This window comes from Bacteroides sp. f07 (assembly GCF_042854785.1).
Classification (GTDB): domain Bacteria; phylum Bacteroidota; class Bacteroidia; order Bacteroidales; family Bacteroidaceae; genus Bacteroides.
Genome location: NZ_BAABXI010000002.1, coordinates 662,130 through 681,692, shown reverse-complemented (window position 1 = coordinate 681,692; position 19,563 = coordinate 662,130). Strand labels below are relative to the sequence as shown.

Below are 19,563 nucleotides of genomic sequence, written 5' to 3'. Positions count from 1 at the left end.
AACACAAAAGTAGAGAATTGAAAACATATTTCTAATTATCATTAAAGCAAAAGATTATGAAAAAATTAGTATTAGTAGTAGCAATGTTTATGTTTGTTTGTGGTGGTTCATTCCTTGTAAAGGCTCAGAACTCCGCAGAAGCTGTGACAGCCCAGGCAGGAGTTAATGCCTCACTTATCGTTAATGATACAGTAGTGAAAGATACTGTAACCAAAGACGAGCCTGTGAAAACGGAACTGAGTGCACCAACCGCTTTTGTCAATGATACAGTAGTGAAAGGACACTGCATCCAAAGACAAACCGGCTGAGCCTGTCAAGGAATAACCTTGCCAACAACAAGCAGGACATAGTCTGCCGAATAATAGTAAGCACACTACAAAAAAAGCCATCCCTACTTCGTCTATTCCGGGGATGGCTTTTTTGTTCTTTCTATTCGTTTCTTATTCCACTGTCAATATCGGGTCGGCTTTCCACGTAGAAACCACACTTGCCGCTTCAGCTTCAAAGCTCTTGTCCGCTAAAGAAACAAATGTTTTAATATTTCCGTTTCCATTATTGAACAACCAGTTGGCAATCATTCCTTCCGCTTCCTCATTCAGTATCTTGCCACTTTGGTCTGCAATCTGCTGTTCCGTCAATGCTTTCGTCCAGATACGGGCGTAACTGATAGCACCATTCAAGCGGCGTTTGCTGTCAGACTGACCGATGTAGAAGTTGGAAGTCAGGTTAATATTCTTCAAATCATCCGGTGTGCCACTTGTATATTGGAGCGTTTCCTTCACACCATTCACATACAAGGCAATCCGGTCACTGCCACTCTTGCTATCATCCAGAACCACGGCAACATCATACCACTTATTAGTCTCTATCTTAGTGGAGCCTTCATATCGGATTTTACCTTTATCGTCTGCTGCCAACTGAAGATAACGTGATTCCGTATCACTATCGTCCTTATGAACATCCACACGCAATAAGAAGTTTTTCTCGATTCCCATCACCGTATTAATCCGCGCATCACCGCTTCCATTCAACGATTCAATATTGAAACGAGCCTCAAACGTGATTGTGCTCACACTCTTCAGCGATTCGTCCGCCACCCCATTATACGTAAACGGTACATGGAAATAATTGCTGCTACCCAAGTTCGCCACTCTATCTGCCAGTACCACTGTTACAGTCAAAGATAATTCCTGGTCTGCCTGGTCTTTGACAACCACTGTGGTGACACCTGCCTTCTTACCAATCAGATTGAAACGGGTATCATCCACCTGCTGAACACCGACTATCTCATCATCTTCCGCTGTAAGACTATAACCTCCGTTTCCTTTTTCTACAGTAATCATCACCTTGTTGTTCACACCGACTCTCGGAGTCAGGTTGGATACATCAATAGAGATAGGATTCACTGTTACTTGAACCGTAGCCTGCTTTCCCTTATGGTCGGTGAAAGTCACCGTGGTATGTCCGCTCTTCAACCCCATCAATGTATAGAAAGGACGGAACACATCAGTATTGACCATGCCGACAATCGTTTCATCACCCACCGTATAAGACAATTCATCATTACTGGAGAAGTTTCCCATGCTGACAATCAACTGTTTTTCGTCCCCCACTTCCAACGTAACTTGAGATTCATTCACTTCCAGTTCAAAGACCCCTACATTGACCGAAATATTGGCAATCACTCCTTCACCATCCATCACTTCCACCGTAGTGGCTCCATTCTGCGAGCCGCTTCTCACCGTAATCACCTCACCGGAAACCGTAGCCGTTGCGATAGCAGTATTGAAACTCCTCACTGAGTAATTTCCGTTTCCAACCACTATATTCACTTTGGTCTCTTCATTCTGCCCGATACGTATCACCGGTTTATTCACTATCAATTCTATCAGGTCCTTGGCAATATCGTCATCGTCATCATCGTCACAACCGGCAACGGCAAACGACAATACCGATAAAAGCAACAGACACATATATGTATAGATTCGTTTCATCTGATTTTCTTTTTAAAGTTATACATTCCTATCGGTTTACCATCCCGGATTCTGCTCAATAGACGGTGTCTTCTGCAATTCGCTCTGCCGAATCGGGAACAGATAATGCTGGATGGAGAACGTACGTTCTTCCACACAGAAACGTTCCATTCTATATTTTACACCGTCTACAGTAATAGCACCATTCTCATCCTGCACCGGACGCATTCCGTTAATCATCCTTTGGCAACGGGGCAACGCTCCGTTGTTTGCCGCCCAGTATTTCTGCGTACGTTTTGAGTTGTCGCTGCCGCTGGATTTCCAAAGACTCTCTTTAGCCAATTCTTCTTTGCTCGTCGGTTCCAGATACAAACGGCAAGTCCAGGGACGTTTGCCTTCATAGAAGAGCTCCACACGACGTTCGCGCTGAATATATTCACGCATCAACTGCTGATTGGACTTAACTTCCGGTGGCATCGGTTTCATGAACGAACGTTCGCGGACGGTATTTACCAATTTATAAGCCTCATCCAAATCCTCTCCCAGCTCATTGCAAGCCTCCGCATAGATATAGATAAATTCAGGCAGGCGCCAGATAGCAGGCGCATTGATACTGAAGTTACCGGATTTATTCCAGGACTCCTGCTGGAATTTGCGCAAGTAATATCCGGTAGTCGTCGCATTAGTTGCTCCTATCTTATCAGAACCGCTGGCAGTATTCAGTGTTTTCGATTCATTCTTATTGTTGCGGTAAGGAGCACCGTGATAGATAATATCCCGATAGAAACGTGGGTCACGAGTTCCCTTCACATACGGATTCGCATCATCATAACCGCCTTTGCGCGCTTCCGCCGAATATACAGGATAACCGTAATCACCTACGATATATTCATACTCGTCCACCTGTTCCTGTACAGGCTGCTGACGGGAACTTCCCTCTCGGCTGGGCGGATAAATATCTCCCTGCCAGGCCTGGTCCTTGCTCTTCGTCATAAAGAACACATACTCGTTGGCAAACGCATCCATATCATAGAACATATCCCATAGGCGGGCATACACACGGCTATCATTCAAGTTGCCGTCCGCCGGGTCTTTGAAATCATTTGCGTCATGTTTCATATAAAGAGAATAACGCTTTGTACCACCAACTTCAAAATCCAGTACAGCCTTAGCCGCTTCCTTCGCCCTTCTCCACCGGTTGATGTCATACGTATATTCATTCTCGAACACACGACGCAAGTTGTATCCATATTGGGAAGCTCCATTCCACAGCGGAGTCGCCACTATCCAGCGGACAAAGGAAATCAGTCCCAGGCAAGCCCCCTTATCCACACGCCCGAAGTTTTCAGAGGTCTTCACGTATTTATTGGGCACCATACCATACGCAGTCTGTGCGTCCGCAACAATTTTTTCCACCATCGTATGAACAGACTCCTTCTTGAAATCCATATTATCTCCGGCATGAACTACATAGTCAATATACGGAGCTTCTCCGTACATACGCAACAGCAACATATGGAAATAACCGCGCATGAAATACATTTCTCCGATACGGTTACGCAAGTCACCGTCCTGTTGAGGATTATCGGGCGTATTATACTTCGCCACATTTTCTATAATCAAGTTCGCCTTACGGATTCCTTCATACAAACTTTCCCAGTACTGACCGCAGCTACCCGGCAAGGAGTTCGGGTTCCAGGCACCGTTATTGAAGTTATTCGTAATATTCCCTTCTACATTAGTACCTTCACATTCGTCCGTAATGGCACTGTTACTGAAGTGTTCGAAAAACACCAGCGGACGGTCGGCTTTCTTCGCCTTGGCATACACATCCGATACCAGTCCGTTTACTTTCTCATAACGGGCAAACACATCCGCTTCCGTAATGTTGTCATCATCATCCCGGTCGAGGTAATCATTGCACGAAGCGAAAGACAACGTCAGAAGCGATAAAGCGATTGCTGAAAATCTATATAACTGTTTCATGTTTCTATACTGTTTTTAGAATGTAATATCAATACCGAAGTTGAATACCTTTTGAATCGGATACCAGGAAGCACCGTCACCGGACTTCGTTTCCGGGTCGATGTCTACATCACCCAGTTTATCAAAAGTCAACAGATTCAAGCCCTGCACATAGATACGTGCCTGCTGTACATGGAACTTACGCAACCAGTTAGGCGATACATTATAACCGATTTCCACATTCTTCAGACGAAGGTAGGAAGCGTCATACAAGAACAGGCTGCTGTTTCCATTCTTATTGTTATCATGCGTTCCGTAGTGCAAAGCCGGATATTTTGCCGTAGCAGCCGTTTCCGGTGTCCAACGGTCGAGATGCATCTTCTTCACACGCCCGATCTTATCTTGCTCGAACTGCGGGAAGTCAAATACAGCAGCCCCATTCAACAGGATAGATGTTTTGGTGGCTCCCTGCAACAATACACTAAAGTCGAAATTCTTATACTGGAATCCGAAAGGAATACCGAACATAAGCTCCGGGCTACGCGGATTTCCCATAGCCGTACGGTCTTCATCGTCAATCACCCCATTGCGATCCAAATCCTTGTAAACGACATCTCCCGGAATTAACTGCCCCCATGGCTGATAACCGATTTTATTCAAGCGGTCGGCCTCTTCCTGATCGGCCACAAAGTGGTCGAATACATAGACAAAGTTCTCATACAGGCGCTTGCCGGTTTCTTTACGCCAGGAGTTCTTACGGGCTACTTCCGCCTTATATTCCAGGCGGTTGCGGGAGAAGGTCAGATTCGGACGAATATAATAACGGAAATTCTTTCCTATCTTGTCGTTCCAGCTCAATTCGATGTCCACACCACGGTTGCTGACCTCACCCAAATTCTGTAAAGCCGCATCCTTACCTACAATGTCCGGATATCCCATGATACCGTCACTATTCATATCCGTAATAATATCGAACCGATATTCATAGAAAGCATCAACAGTCAATGCCAAACGCTGGTTCAAGGTAGTAAAGTCAATACCTACATTCAACTTGCGGGCTTTCTCCCAAGTCAGGCTTTCATTTGCCAGGTTTCCTTCGGAAGTACCACCCACGTTCGTTCCGAAATTATTGCCGAAATCATAGCTGCTACCACTACCGTAGAAAGCTAAATAAGGGAAACGGCTGCTCACGTTGTCACTACCTACCAAACCATAAGAAGCCCTTACCTTCAAGAAGTCGATCCAGGAAGCCTTCTTCATAAAAGACTCTTCCGAAATCACCCAGCCGATAGAACCTGCGGGGAAAAATCCGTAACGTTTGCCCGGAGCGAAGTTCTCGGAACCATTGTAACCGAAGTTGAACTCCATCAGGTACTTCTGATTATAATAATAGGCAAAACGTCCGGTGATACCCTGGCTATGATAAGCCAGTTCATTATTAACAGTACGGTTGCCACGGTTTGCCAGCAACATCGCTGTCAGTTCGTGACGGTCGTTGAACAAACGGTTGTAGTCCACACGTGCCTGTATATACGTCCGTCCGTCGGAAGCATTATGGCTGAATCCGTTGCCGATAGTCTGGTCGATGTCGTATTTATTACCTGTCTTGTAAGCACCGGTATAATGTCCGCCCGCCATATAGGCATCCGAACCTTCAATCGGCATAAACGTCGCATATTTCGGATATTCACGGTATCCGTCCTTATAAGTATCCAGCTTGCGGTTGATCCAGCGTCCTTCGGAAGCATCATAAGAAAACATCACTTCCGCTTTCAGCCCTTTTGTCAGGAATCCCATATCCAGGTTCATGGCAAAGCTACCGTTCAGATAGGTATTCTTCTCATTCAGATAACCGGTACGGCTCAGCTCACCTAATATATTATAGCGATAGATGTTGTCACCATACAGCATGCCCCGGGAGTTCTGCTGAATATATTCTTCATTCTGCGGATGCGAGTTCTCCTCTACCAAGATAGGCAGATACGGCGGTTGCGTAGCACAGATAGTCATCAGTCGCCCGGCAGTAGTACCCGGTGCATTACGGTCGGTAATACGGGCACCCAGGTCGAGACGTGTACTCAGATAGCGGTTAATATTAATGTCAATATTCGAACGGAAGTTGTAACGGGTAAATCTGGTCTGCGAATTATATTCACCGGCATTCGAATATTTGTAGTTACCGCCCTGTGAAAAATAATTAGCCAGCACATAGTAACGCACCTTGTCCGTACCTCCACGGATAGAAAGGCTGACATCTTCCTGCATACCCGGTTTGAAGGCGAAATCATAATAATCCCAGTCATACCCCAGCCCGTCAGAGTTGTCGCCTTTTGCACGGCGGAAGTTGTCGATAGCCTGTTGAGAGAAAAGATTCAGGCTGCTAATGTCTGCGCCTGTCATCTTGGCGTCATTCAGTCGCGCTTCATTATATAAGGTAGCATAATCGGCAGAGCCCAAATATTCGGGGAATCCGATAGGTTGGTTGATACCGACAGAGGCTTTCAGGTTTACAGTCGCTTTCTCGGCGGCCTTACCACGTTTGGTTGTGATCACGATTACACCGTTCGCGCCACGGATACCGTAAGCGGCAGTCGCGGAAGCATCCTTCAGAATAGTGAATGTTTCAATCTCGTCCGGAGCCAGATAACTCATGTCGCGTTCGATTCCGTCAACAATGACAATAGCACTCTGATTGCCGTAAGTAGCTTTACCACGGATGAACAATTCACTTTGGTCAACACCCGGCTCACCACCCGCATATTGGTTCACAACCAATCCCGGCAGACGTCCGGCAAGTGCATTGTTGATATTGGCGGTCGGACTTTGCGTCAAGTCTTTCGTTGTAATGGTAGCTACCGAGCCGACCATCGTTTCCTTGCGTTGCTTGGTGTAACCTACCACCACAACTTCCTGCAAGGCTTTCGTATCTTCCTGTAATAAGACCGTCAAGTCTTTCTTGGCACCGGGAACAATTTCCTGCGGCTGATAACCCAAGTAAGAAAATACCAGCGGAGCTTCCGCGTATGGCAACTTCAACGTAAACTTACCATCCATATCCGTAATCGTTCCCGCATTGGCTACTCCTTTTACCACAACAGACACACCAATCAACGGGTCATTTGTCGTCTTATCCAATACCGTACCCGATATCGTTATCTTATTGTTTTGCGAAGCCTGTGTCCTTGCGGCTCTGCCTGTCTGCGCCATACTTTGTACAGGGATACCTGCCAGCAAAGCGCAAGAAACAGCCATCAGACAAATATTTCTTTTTATATGTATCATTTTTATTTTCGATTTTCTATGTGTAATGAATCAATCTTATTCCCCTGCTTTCTTCCCAAATTCCGGGCCAACCCAGTTGGCCTCTTCGGAAGCCTTGCCCTGTACCCAGTCCTCATAACGGGCACGAATCTCGATCATTGTCGCTCCGGGAACCTCTGCGTTCAAAGAAATCGTCAGGCGGTCTTCCCTGTTATCGCGATTGCCGAACTTCGGAGCTTTCGCCCAATCGTATTCCCATACATAATATCCTTCCGGATGTGCCAGTGTCCAAAGTACATCGGAGCAACTCCGTAATGCGGCAATAAACTTATTCCTGGTCTTTTCCGGATAAACACTGCTGACAGGTTGTTTCACCATATCCAGGAAATAACGGACAAAGATTCCCCGGAACAAAAGATTATCACCGGAATTACCCTCCCCGCTGAATACCGGATAATTGGAATCCATTTTCTTATTCACCTGATAAGAACCGAAAGCAACAGCGTTACGGAGATATTCCTCCTCACCGGTGGCATTGTAGAGTGCCAAAGCAGATGCCATGAATGTTCCCTGATTGTAAGACAGAGCCACTTTATCCGGGTCACCCGGAGTGCCGTCATCCTTGATTCCCAAGTTATCATATACCTGTCCGGTCGACGTGTCACACAGATAAGCAGTCATCCAGTTGTACACCTCTTTGGCAAAGTTGAGATAATAAGCCGCCTTATCCTCCCATCCCTCTTTCGCTTCTTTGACAGTCAGCTTGTACAGTTTCATAGCCAAAAGACAACCGGGGCCATTTGAACAAGCCATACGTGAAGCCGGCGCATCCGTTTTCCATGCCATGCCGCCTACTCCTTTATAGTCATTCTTGGCTCCCTTGATATGATCCCACATTTTCATCAAGGCACTGTAATAGTCTTCGTCGCCCGTCAGCTCGTACACCCGCAGGCAAGCCAATGCCATCCACTCCATATCATCATAGAAGTTATTCCAGAAGTCCTTGCCACCATAACCGCAATGCTCATTCCAGTCGTCAAAAGCCGGAAGGAACGGTTTTATTATGTTCTCATACAAATCGGCCTGATAAGCAGGATCGTCTGCATGACGGATATAAGCATCGATGACTATATCCAGCGCATGTCCCTGCGACCATCCGCCGCTGCCCCCTGTACTTGTAGGTTCTCCGGTTTCCGGTGTATTCGGTTTTTCCCAATAAATGCTTCCGCAGAAAGTATCCCGTCCGCCGGCATTCTCAAAGAAATATTTGATGTAAGTTTCTGTACTTGTATTGGCAGCATCCGTCCAGTTTACATCCGACACATATTCGCCGGATGAACTCCCTTTGTAGATGTCACTCAATTCGCCGTCGTCACAGGCAGCGAACATAGTTAACGTAACACCGCCCAAGAGCAAAGCCTTTTTTGAAAATGATACTATATAGTTCTTCATATTATTATTCAGTTTTAATCTTCATTGGTTTCCGAAGCCACCCAACGATGAGTATAGACTCCAAATTCAGCATTGAAATAAAGGGTAACATCTGTTTTTACCGTTGCATAATACACATTTCCCTGTATTGCGCCCCACTGAAGCAGTTCGTCACAATAACGGAAACTGTAATCCCAAGGATCGGTACCCAACGCCAATTGATACAAGTTGTAATAGCCGGCATCGGTAGCCAAGTTGGGCTGACTCTTATCTTTCTCCTTATGTCCCCAACGATAAGTCGTCCCGTTGATTTCCATCTTAAAGCTATGACGGGTTTCACCGCTTCCTGCCCAACTTTCTGTCTGTTTCCGTGCAGTATAATTCTTCACGCCCCACTTGCCATATCCCAAGTAGTCGAAGTTCTGCCGGTATCCGCCCGAATGGTTATAGAGATAGACTGCTCCTATTTCATCATAACTGATGGTTTGTTCACCCATATTGATAGTAATACGGTAAATGCCGGACTTCGGAACGGTCACCGTATACTCTTCACCGTCATTGCGTTCGCGCAACACGCCATTGTCGTCTACATAGTAATAGCATCTGCGTCCCTCTACCGTTGACATAAAGATAAACGGCTGGTCTGCTTTCAACTGAACGAAAGTCTGGTAAATTCCTTCGTTCTGCCGGAGCATCTGCAACGCTTCCGCTTCGTCCCCGTCATCTTCCGTACCGATACCTGTGATATAAACCGGTTCATTCTCCGAAGGCATATCGTCAATGCCGTCCATCATAAATATCACGAAATAACCTTCCAGGCTACTGATTGCCTGATCCAATCCACAGTAGGCACGTACTTTCCAACGTAGTGTTCCGTTTGTGTTGCAACGGAACTTGGCAAGTTTGCCAATCGTATTTGCCTGATAATGCGTCAAGGTAAGCTGAGGTTCCAAGCCGTTATTGTCGGAAAAGATAGTTTCTACCGGCTCCGTAAAATCCCCGCCAATCGTATCAATCAGCACTTCGTAACGATATACTGTATTACCGTGTTTCTCAGTAGGCGTCCATTTCAGGATGATGTCCGTCAGTGAAGCTCCCGAAAGCACCACTCGTTCACCGCTAGCCATAGCGTCCATCGTACGTACTGGTTCAGGCGGAACAATCGCTTCATAATCGTCCGGGTCAAATCCCGGATTCAGTTCATTGTCACAAGCCGTCACTCCGATAAGAAAAAACAGCAGGGCAAATTTGATTAGGTTCTTTGTAATCATATTGTTTCTCATATTATTGTATTCCTTGTTTTTAGTATGAATGAGGACATTCCACTCGTTTGTAGCGGTCAGGGAAAGTGACAGGACTTATACTCTTACCGTTGTTATAAACCACTGCATCCAATCCGTCGCCTGCAGAACCATAGTTCTTGAAAACACTGATATCACCAACACCATTAGACGGTATCCAATAACCCAATAAATCAGTATTCGCCTTAGCTTCTTCCTGAGAGTAGTATTTACACATATCCTCTTTTATCTGCTCTGCAGTACGGGCAACTTTCCACATACGCGCCTGAGCAACGGCACAATATCCCAAACGGAATTCACTATTACCCGAACGTCCAATCATCAAGGCGTTATCACCGGATACGGAAGAAAGAACCAAATACGGATCGGGCCGTACATCTTCATAATCACTGCTTGCAGGAGTCAGCGTTTCACGCACACCATTGATATACATCTTGTAAGCCTCCTTTGTACTGCCCTGTGTTCCATCAAACACAATAGCGATATGATACCATTTCCCGTTTCCCTGACGGTCATTGCCCATTTTCTGCTGACTGCGGAAACGGGGGTCATTGTATTTATCTCCATTCAAGTTATTGGGATCTTTATGGATTTTGGTAGCTATTTCAAAGCGCAAATCAGTATCCCCATTGGATTCGCAACGAAGCAGGAAAACACCTTCCAACCCGATAAACGACTGCAAAGCACGTGAGTATGTCGGATAAAATACCATCTCAAAAGTAAGTTGTTGCATATTATCCAAAGCCTGGTTACCTTCTACAAATTTCTTGATGTCAATCTTAAAGCAACGGTCAGAGTCGAGGAAGGTTGCCATCGGCATGACAGTAACCGGTAAGTCCAACTTCTTCCCGGCAGCATCCGTAATTATAAGCGTAGTAGTTCCCAGCCAGTTAGCTTCAATTTTCAGATGACCGTTTTCATCTATTTCCGCTGATTTCAAGTACTTCCTATTATCATCCGTCAATGGCGCTAACTGATATTCACCGTTACCACGGGAAATTGCAATTTCTTTTGACGAACCTTTCTGGTCGGTCACAATCACCTTTACATCCCCTCTTGCTTTCGGCTTCAGCGTAATCAGATTCTCTTTCTCGGTAGCTTCTACAACGGTAGCCTCCGTAGTCGGTTCACTGTCTCCCACCTGATAAGTAAAGCTATATCCACCATTCCCTTTTTCAATCTCGATATACTGAGACTCGGCATCCGGCTCCGCAAAAACCGCTTCGTTGGCTTTCAGCGTCAAGTCAACGATATTTACTACCACAGGAATAACTACCGTCTTACCTTTTTTATCAGTAATCGTAATTTCAACAGGTTCTGCTCCTGTTTCAAATTTGGCAGTTACGGGGAATACCTGACCGGAGAATTCGCCCACTTCGATATACTTGTCGGCACCTTCGGGAATGGAAATCTCATAATTACCATTACCAGTCAGGATTTTCACCATTCTTTTTTCACCGATAAACAAATCGAAGCCTTCTTCCGGTACATCTGCCGTCAAGTCCCAGAGTTTGGCTACCTGAACCTGAATCCTAGCCACTTTCTTGCGTCCGTCTACTACTAATACAGTTGTTTCGATGCGGTTATTTTCTTCAAGCCGGCTATTCTCCGTAGCTTTAATTGTTACTTTATTACCACTGACCGTAGCTGTCGCTATACTTTCATCAAATGGTTTCACATAATAATCTCCATTACCGGAAGTAATACCTACCGTAATTTCGTCTCCTTGCAGTAGTGTCACCGAATTATTATCGACCACCAAGTCAGTTGCCGGCTTCACCTCCTGTTCTTCTTTATCATCACTGCACGAAACCATAAAAAATGGAAGGGCCAATGCTGACAGGAATAAAAAACTAAGTTTCCTTTTCATTAGATTAAAGATTAATAAATTAATACTTTCGATTTTATCTACTTAAATTTTCGATGAAGCAAAGATAAAATCACTAAACTCTACCAAAAGAAATCAAACTCTACTTTTTTACTTTTTGGCACGGATACTTACCATATTAACACGGATATTTACTTCTTCTTTTTCTCGGAAAATCCCCCGCTACAGCCTATTGCCGAACCTCTTCCAAATGTTTCATCCGAAATTCTTTTGGCGTGCACTCGTACTTTTCACGGAACACTTTGAAGAAAGTTACCTTATTGGAGAACCCTGAATCGAATACTATTTCATCAATAGTCTTTTTAGTCGTCAGCAGCAAATCCTTGGCGATATGCAAACGACATTCCTTTATCAGATCCGTCGGACTATCTTCACCGATTTCTTCCATTTTCCGGTAAAGGCTACGCGGGCTGATTGCCAGCCGGTCGGCGATATAACGCGGGGTCAGTTCCTTATTCGTTATATTATCATTGATAATCTTCAAGACAGACTGGAGGAATTTCTTCGATTCCTTATGTGTCAGCTTGCCGTCCGACTTCTCAAAGGAACTGATGGGTGAACTGAAATAGTTTTTCAGCACTTCCTTACGCTCCATCACCTGCCCCACCGATATGCGGAGATATTCCGCATTAAACGGTTTCGTGATATACATCTCCGCACCTGCCGAGAGAGCCGCCATCTGCTCTTCCATCTCATGTCGTCCGGAAACTATGATGATAGGTATATGTGCCGTCTCTTTCACCGCCTTAATCCGCCTGGTCAGTTCAATGCCACCGATTCCCGGCATCATGACATCACAGATTATCACATTCGGATAAACTTCGTTCATCACCTGTTCCACCCGCTCAGGGTCCTGCAGGGTTACTACATTAAAGTCACCGGAAAAGATTTCACCGATAAACCACAGCATTTCTATTTCATCATCAACCACCAACAAGGTAGGACGCATCTTATCAAACTCATAATGAGGAAGTTTCAGAACAGGCTGTGTGTCTATCTTCGGAATATATTCCGAAGTAATCCGCTTTGTTGCCGTTGCTCCGGTAGTCGGCTCCATGACAGGCAAGGTCAATGTGAACATCACCCATCCGTCAGGCGTATTTTCCACTTTCAACGTGCCGTTCAGCAACTTCGCCATATTGTAGGAGATGGCAAGCCCCAATCCATTACGGGAGAAGTTCTTCTCATCCTGATTTTCAAAGTTATCCAGGATAGAATAGCGGTTGAAGATATGCTGGAAATCTTTTTCCTTGATGGCACTTCCTTCATTGGCTACCCGGAGCACCAATACACCTTCCTCAGCCGTATCCACTTCAATCTTAATGCTTTGCCCGTCGGGAGTATATTTGAATGCATTCGAAATCAGATTGATAATGATTGTATTCAGGAAGCCTTTGTCCGAGTTCCACATCACCTGTTCGGGAATCTTGCTCAGGAAAGTAATATTTCTCGATTTCGCCATTTCGACAAAGGTTCTGGCTATTCCTTTTACGATGGACGATACATTTAACGTTTCAATACGCACTTCCCTGTTGCCCGTCTCGATACGGCGGAATTCAATCAGTTCATGAATCAGGTTATTCAGACGCTCGGCATTGGTCTGAATCATCTGTACGTAGTCTACCACAAACTTGCTCAGTCCGTTGGACGAAAGGATGCGTCCGCAAGGGCCGTAAATCAAAGTCAGCGGCGTGCAAAATTCATGAGCGATATTTGTAAAGAAGCGGAGTTTGGATTCAAAGACATTCTTTTGATGACGTTTCTCTATTTCGTTCAGCAATTCCTGCTTCTTGCGTTTGGAGCGCAGGATAAAGGAACGTATCAGCAAGGCAGCCAGCAAAAGCAGGCACAAGGCATAAATCAGATAAGCCCACCAGGAAGCATACCACGGGTCGCCGATACGGATGACCAAAGAGTAGACATCACTCTCTTTATCAAAGACACTATTATAGTATTTCACCAGCAGCGTATATTCGCCGGGAGCCATATTCGTAAAAGACACTCCGCTCTCCGAACCGTTGTTCACCCATTGGTCGCTCAAACCTTTCAGCTTATAGAAATAGGTGCAGTTGTTACCATTCAGATAATCCACCGAAGCAAAGGAGACAGAAAAGAAGTTTTGATTGTACTGCAGGTTCAGCACCTCCGTATCCTTTTTCCGGGTGAGAAATTCGCCCAAGTTATATTGTTCGCCAAAGATGGATAATTTATCAAAATAGACGGGCGGTGTATAAAGCTGTTCGGGACGACCGTCCGCACGGATGGCAACAAAACCGTTGATGCCGCCGAAGAACAATGTACCCGTCCGAGGATCGCGGTAAGCGGCTCCGTCACTGAACTCCACCACTTTCAGCCCGTCACCGAAACCATACGAACGGAATACATTCCGGCGGGTATCGAAGTTGATTAGTCCCAGGTTGGTACTTAACCAGAAGTTATCGGATGAGTTTTTGAGAATGGCATGAATCGTGTTGTTCAGGAAGCCATTCTTCGCATTAAAAAGTTGGTAAGAAGTCTCCGAGGTATATTTTATCAACCCGTAGCTCGTGCCGAAAAGATAATTGTTACTGCTATCCTTGCTGATGGCGAGAATATTGTTCAGCGTCATGTTCTCATATTTATGAGTAGATACAGGCTCCAGTCCGTTCGTTGTCTTGTTGAAGCGGAACACCCCATATCCTTTATTGCCAAAGAGCAGACGGGATTCGTCTTCCGCATAGATAGTAAAGAAGTAGTTCGAGCCCAGTTCGCCATCGTTGATGACATAACGCTGGGCATCTACGATGACCGGATTATCCGGTGTTCCGGCAATACGGGCTTTCAGGACTCCCATTCCTACACTTGCCAGCCATAGTTCGGAGTCCGCCGTTTCGTAAATATCGTGTATATATTTGAAGTCTTCGTTAGCTACCCGGATAGGGATATTCCTGACACGTTTTTCCTTGTACGAATAATAGCTCAGCCCTTCTTCATCGCCTATCCAAAGAAGATTCCAGTGACTTTTGGCAAAACAATAGACGGCGTTGCTTCCCAATGCACTGTTGGAAGTGGTCAGCGTCTCCGCACGACAGTCGGAAATGCTCTTATCAACCTCGTAATCATAGATTTTCAAGATGCCGTTTCCCTTTGTGCCTACCCAGAAAGTACGGTCTTCATCAAGATAAAGGGCACGTACGGGGCGTTCTATCTTCTCGCTGTAATTGCTGAGCACCGTTGATTTGATAGAATAGAGAGGGGTGGAATAAAGATAAACCCCTTGTCCGTCCGTACCTATCCACACAATATCCTGAAAACGGTCTTTCTTGAGACAAAACACGCCACTGTTGACAGGCAACGGCTGAATCTGATAGGTATTCGTTCCCTTCTGCTTCTCCAATAACAGAATGCCGTCCATCAGAAAACCGACAAAGAAGCTGTCGTGATAATGAACAATGGAAGAGATTTTGCCGCGTGCCTGTATCTCTTTGCCCAGATTGGCGATAAACTCATTCTTTTTGGTCGGGATATGGAAAGCGTAGAAGTTATAGTCCTTGTCGATGTAATAAAGAGATTGCTCATCATTGAAGCAGTAAATCAGTGAAGTCTGATAAATCAGGCTGGTTTTCTGCGGCAGCAAAGTGATGTCTCCCGAGGCGGACTCCTGCTGTATGTCATAACAACGGTTGTACCCTTTCATCACTACCCACATACGGTTGTTGCCGTCGATAAAAAAGTCTACGATGTCCGAGATGGGAATACCTGTAATATTTATTTTCCTGAAAGCCCCCTCTTTCTTATGATAATAATAGATGCAGTTGCTGTCCTGGATAATAAACAGATTGCCATTGGTATCCTTGTTCATAAAGAAGAGTTTCTGAAACTCATTGTAGTGCGTAATCGTGTTGGTTCGCCTGTCCAGCCGGTTCAGTCCGTAGTAGGTTTGAATCCAGTAAATTTCGTCACCGGTATATACAATATTGTCAATCAGATTACCGGATAAGTAATCTTCCTTGTCACGTGTTTTAAACTCTTCGATTTCCTGTCCGTCGTATATATTCAGTCCGTCGCAAGTACCTATCCACATCAGCCCGCGTTCGTCCTGGCACAGAGATGTAATCGAACTGTTAGACATATATTCCTTATCTGCAATCTGCTTCAGGTTATAGGCGGAAGCCGTATGTATCAACAGATTAAGGATTAAAACAAAGATAAAAAACGGTTGTCTATTCATGGCGTGTCATTCTTAGATTTGATGTATGGCAAAGGTAAACAAAAAAATATTTCGCGCTTTTTTCTGGCAGGAATATAAGTTAAGTTCCACGCCATAATGGTTAACATTAGCGCCATCAGGCATTTTTGCTTTTCTATTCGTGGAAGCACATTCCTTTTCTCCCTATTTTCGTCGTAGAAATTATTATCAAATCAATAAATTCATTTGTTCATGAAAGCACATTTTTCATTTAAACACTTGTTATTTCTTGGAAGTGCCGTGTTGTACACCCTGCAATCTTCCGCCGTAAAGAATCCGGTGGACTATGTCAGCACACTGGTAGGCACCCAATCCAAGTTCGAACTGTCCACCGGAAATACGTATCCGGCTACGGCACTGCCGTGGGGAATGAATTTCTGGACACCGCAGACCGGTAAAATGGGAGACGGCTGGGCATATACGTACAATGCCGACAAAATCCGGGGATTCAAGCAGACGCACCAACCCAGCCCGTGGATGAACGACTATGGCCAGTTTGCCATCATGCCCATTACCGGCGGACTGGTATTCGACCAGGACCGGCGCGCCAGTTGGTTCTCTCACAAGGCGGAAGTCGCCAAGCCTTATTATTACAAGGTGTATCTAGCCGACCATGACGTGACTACCGAACTCGTTCCCACCGAACGTGCAGCCATGTTTCGCTTTACGTATCCCGAAACGAAGAATTCCTATGTCATCCTGGATGCCTTCGACAAAGGTTCTTACATCAAAGTGATTCCCGAAGAGAACAAGATTATCGGCTATTCGACAAAGAACAGCGGCGGTGTGCCCGAAAACTTCAAGAACTACTTTGTAGTGCAGTTCGACAAGCCGTTTACGTTTACTTCCACCGTTTCGGAAAACAGGATTCTCCCTAATGAAACGGAAGCGAAGGGGAACCATACGGGAGCTGTCATCGGATTCGCCACGAAAAAAGGAGAAATCGTCCACGCCCGTGTCGCCTCTTCTTTTATCAGCCCCGAACAGGCGGAACTGAACCTGAAAGAGCTAGGCAACAAGACTTTCGACCAACTGGTGAGCAGCGGACGAAACATATGGAACCGTGAAATGGGCAAGGTAGAGATAGAAGACGACAACATCGACAACCTGCGCACGTTCTACTCCTGCCTGTACCGTTCGATGCTCTTCCCGCGCAGTTTCTACGAAATAGACGCGAAGGGACAAGTGATGCATTACAGCCCTTACAACGGCAAAGTACTTCCGGGGTATATGTTTACCGACACCGGATTCTGGGATACATTCCGCTGTCTGTTTCCTTTCCTCAACCTGATGTATCCGTCAATGAACCGGAAGATGCAGGAAGGACTGGTGAACGCTTACAAGGAAAGCGGCTTCCTGCCCGAATGGGCGACACCGGGACACCGCGACTGCATGGTAGGCAACAACTCGGCTTCCGTTGTAGCGGACGCCTATATCAAAGGTTTGCGCGGATATGACATCGAAACTCTTTGGGAAGCGTTGAAACACGGAACGAACGCGCATCTCCGCGGGACTGCTTCCGGCCGTCTCGGTTATGAGTCCTACAACCAACTGGGCTATGTAGCCAACAACATCGGAATCGGGCAGAACGTAGCCCGTACCCTCGAATACGCTTATAACGACTGGACTATCTATGCATTAGGCAAGAAACTGGGTAAACCGGCCGACGAAATCGAGATTTATAAAAAGCGCGCACAGAACTACAAGAATGTCTATCACCCGGAACGCAAACTGATGGTGGGCAAGGACGATAAAGGTGTATTCAACCCCAACTTCGACGCGGTAGACTGGAGCGGCGAATTTTGCGAAGGTAACAGTTGGCACTGGAGTTTCTGTGTATTCCACGACCCGCAAGGGCTTATCGACCTGATGGGCGGCAAGAAAGAATTCAATACCATGATGGATTCCGTATTCGTAATTCCGGGCAAGCTGGGAATGGAAAGCCGCGGCATGATTCACGAAATGCGCGAGATGCAGGTGATGAACATGGGACAATATGCACACGGCAACCAGCCGATTCAGCACATGGTTTATCTTTACAACTATTCCGGCGAGCCTTGGAAAACCCAGTACCGGGTACGCGAAATAATGGACAAGCTGTATACCGCCGCACCGGACGGTTATTGCGGTGACGAGGACAACGGTCAGACTTCTGCCTGGTATGTATTCTCCGCCTTAGGCTTCTACACTGTTTGTCCGGGAACCGACGAGTATGTCGTAGGCTCTCCTCTCTTCAAATCAGCCAAACTGCATCTGGAGAACGGGAAAACAGTCACTATCAAGTCGGATAACAACCAGCCCGACTACTGCTACATCAAAGAAATGAAAGTGAACGGAAAGCCGTACTCACGCAATTATCTTACACACGACCAGTTGACGCGAGGTGCGAATATCCAATTCCGGATGAGCCCTGTACCCGACAAACAACGGGGAACCACTGAAAAAGATGCTCCCTACTCTCTTTCATTTGAATAAAATATCGTACTTTTGAAGTCTGAGAATTATCTATCAAACAAACTATAAAAACATGAAACTTAAAAGCCTTTTATTTATTGCTATTGTTGCGATAGTCTTTTGCGGTTGCCAAAGTAACTATCAGCCTACTTCCATCACCGTTGCCTCCTACAATCTGAGAAACGCCAACGGCAGCGACTCCGTCAACGGAAACGGTTGGGGACAACGTTATCCGGTCATTGCCCAAATGGTGCAATACCACGATTTCGACATTTTCGGCACGCAGGAGTGCTTCATTCATCAACTGAAGGACATGAAAGAGGCATTGCCCGGCTATGACTATATCGGTGTAGGCCGCGACGACGGCAAGGAGAAAGGTGAACATTCTGCTATTTTCTATCGTACGGACAAGTTCGACGTGATAGAAAAAGGCGATTTCTGGTTGTCGGAAACTCCCGACGTGCCGAGCAAAGGTTGGGATGCCGTACTGCCGCGTATTTGCAGTTGGGGACATTTCAAATGCAAGGACACCGGTTTCGAATTCCTTTTCTTCAACCTGCACATGGATCACATAGGAAAGAAGGCACGCGTGGAAAGCGCATTCCTCGTACAGGACAAGATGAAGGAACTCGGCAAAGGCAAAGACCTTCCGGCTATCCTGACGGGGGATTTCAATGTCGACCAGACTCACCAGTCGTATGATGCTTTCGTGAGCAAAGGGGTATTGTGCGACTCTTACGAGAAGTGTGATTTCCGCTATGCCATCAACGGTACGTTCAATGACTTCGACCCGGACAGCTTTACGGAAAGCCGTATCGACCATGTGTTCGTGTCGCCGTCTTTCCACGTGAAAAGATACGGCGTACTGACGGATACATACCGCAGCATCGTAGGAAACGGCGAGAAGAAGCAGGCGAACGACTGTCCGGAAGAAATCGACATCAAGGCTTACCAGGCACGCACGCCTTCCGACCATTTTCCCGTGAAGGTGGAACTGGAGTTTGACGAGCGGCAACAGAAATAATATTTGTCAGCCGTGTGCCGTCTATCCGTCATTCGGCT

General features: G+C 46.0%; 9 protein-coding genes and 1 pseudogene. 3 read left to right on the top strand and 7 right to left on the bottom strand.

Annotated elements, in window-relative coordinates:
* Positions 1-56 precede the first annotated feature (56 nt).
* Positions 57-324 (top strand): annotated as a pseudogene (locus ACGHVY_RS17655) (hypothetical protein).
* A 116-nt stretch (positions 325-440) separates the two neighbouring features.
* Here ACGHVY_RS17655 and ACGHVY_RS17650 read toward each other — a convergent pair.
* The 7 genes from ACGHVY_RS17650 to ACGHVY_RS17620 form a co-directional block, all read right to left on the bottom strand.
* Positions 441-1,994 (bottom strand): LamG-like jellyroll fold domain-containing protein, encoded by a 1,554-nt coding sequence (locus tag ACGHVY_RS17650; protein ID WP_390600304.1) that lies wholly within the window; start codon positions 1,992-1,994, stop codon positions 441-443.
* Between the two features lie 36 nt (positions 1,995-2,030).
* Positions 2,031-3,959, bottom strand: a complete 1,929-nt coding sequence (locus ACGHVY_RS17645; RefSeq protein WP_024987613.1) for a RagB/SusD family nutrient uptake outer membrane protein — start codon at positions 3,957-3,959, stop codon at positions 2,031-2,033.
* 15 nt (positions 3,960-3,974) lie between these two features.
* Positions 3,975-7,220, bottom strand: coding sequence for a TonB-dependent receptor (locus tag ACGHVY_RS17640; RefSeq protein ID WP_172503570.1), 3,246 nt, complete (start codon positions 7,218-7,220; stop codon positions 3,975-3,977).
* Positions 7,221-7,256: 36 nt separating this feature from the next.
* Complete coding sequence (locus ACGHVY_RS17635) at positions 7,257-8,651, bottom strand: glycoside hydrolase family 76 protein (protein WP_390600300.1); 1,395 nt, start codon at positions 8,649-8,651, stop codon at positions 7,257-7,259.
* A gap of 14 nt (positions 8,652-8,665) precedes the next feature.
* Positions 8,666-9,913 carry a SusE domain-containing protein gene (locus ACGHVY_RS17630; RefSeq protein WP_175630890.1) on the bottom strand — a complete coding sequence of 416 codons (1,248 nt, stop codon included), beginning with the start codon at positions 9,911-9,913 and terminating at the stop codon, positions 8,666-8,668.
* A gap of 19 nt (positions 9,914-9,932) precedes the next feature.
* A complete protein-coding gene (locus tag ACGHVY_RS17625) occupies positions 9,933-11,801 on the bottom strand; it encodes a LamG domain-containing protein (RefSeq protein WP_390600297.1) in 1,869 nt (622 codons plus the stop codon).
* A 187-nt stretch (positions 11,802-11,988) separates the two neighbouring features.
* A complete protein-coding gene (locus tag ACGHVY_RS17620; protein WP_390600295.1) occupies positions 11,989-16,029 on the bottom strand; it encodes a response regulator in 4,041 nt (1,346 codons plus the stop codon).
* Between the two features lie 210 nt (positions 16,030-16,239).
* On the opposite strand from ACGHVY_RS17620, the gene ACGHVY_RS17615 reads away from it, so the two are divergent.
* The gene (locus ACGHVY_RS17615; RefSeq protein ID WP_121766499.1) at positions 16,240-18,522 is read left to right on the top strand and encodes a GH92 family glycosyl hydrolase; all 2,283 of its coding nucleotides are present in this window, start codon (positions 16,240-16,242) and stop codon (positions 18,520-18,522) included.
* 52 nt (positions 18,523-18,574) lie between these two features.
* Positions 18,575-19,525 carry an endonuclease/exonuclease/phosphatase family protein gene (locus tag ACGHVY_RS17610; protein ID WP_148332227.1) on the top strand — a complete coding sequence of 317 codons (951 nt, stop codon included), beginning with the start codon at positions 18,575-18,577 and terminating at the stop codon, positions 19,523-19,525.
* The last annotated feature ends 38 nt before the right edge of the window (positions 19,526-19,563 follow it).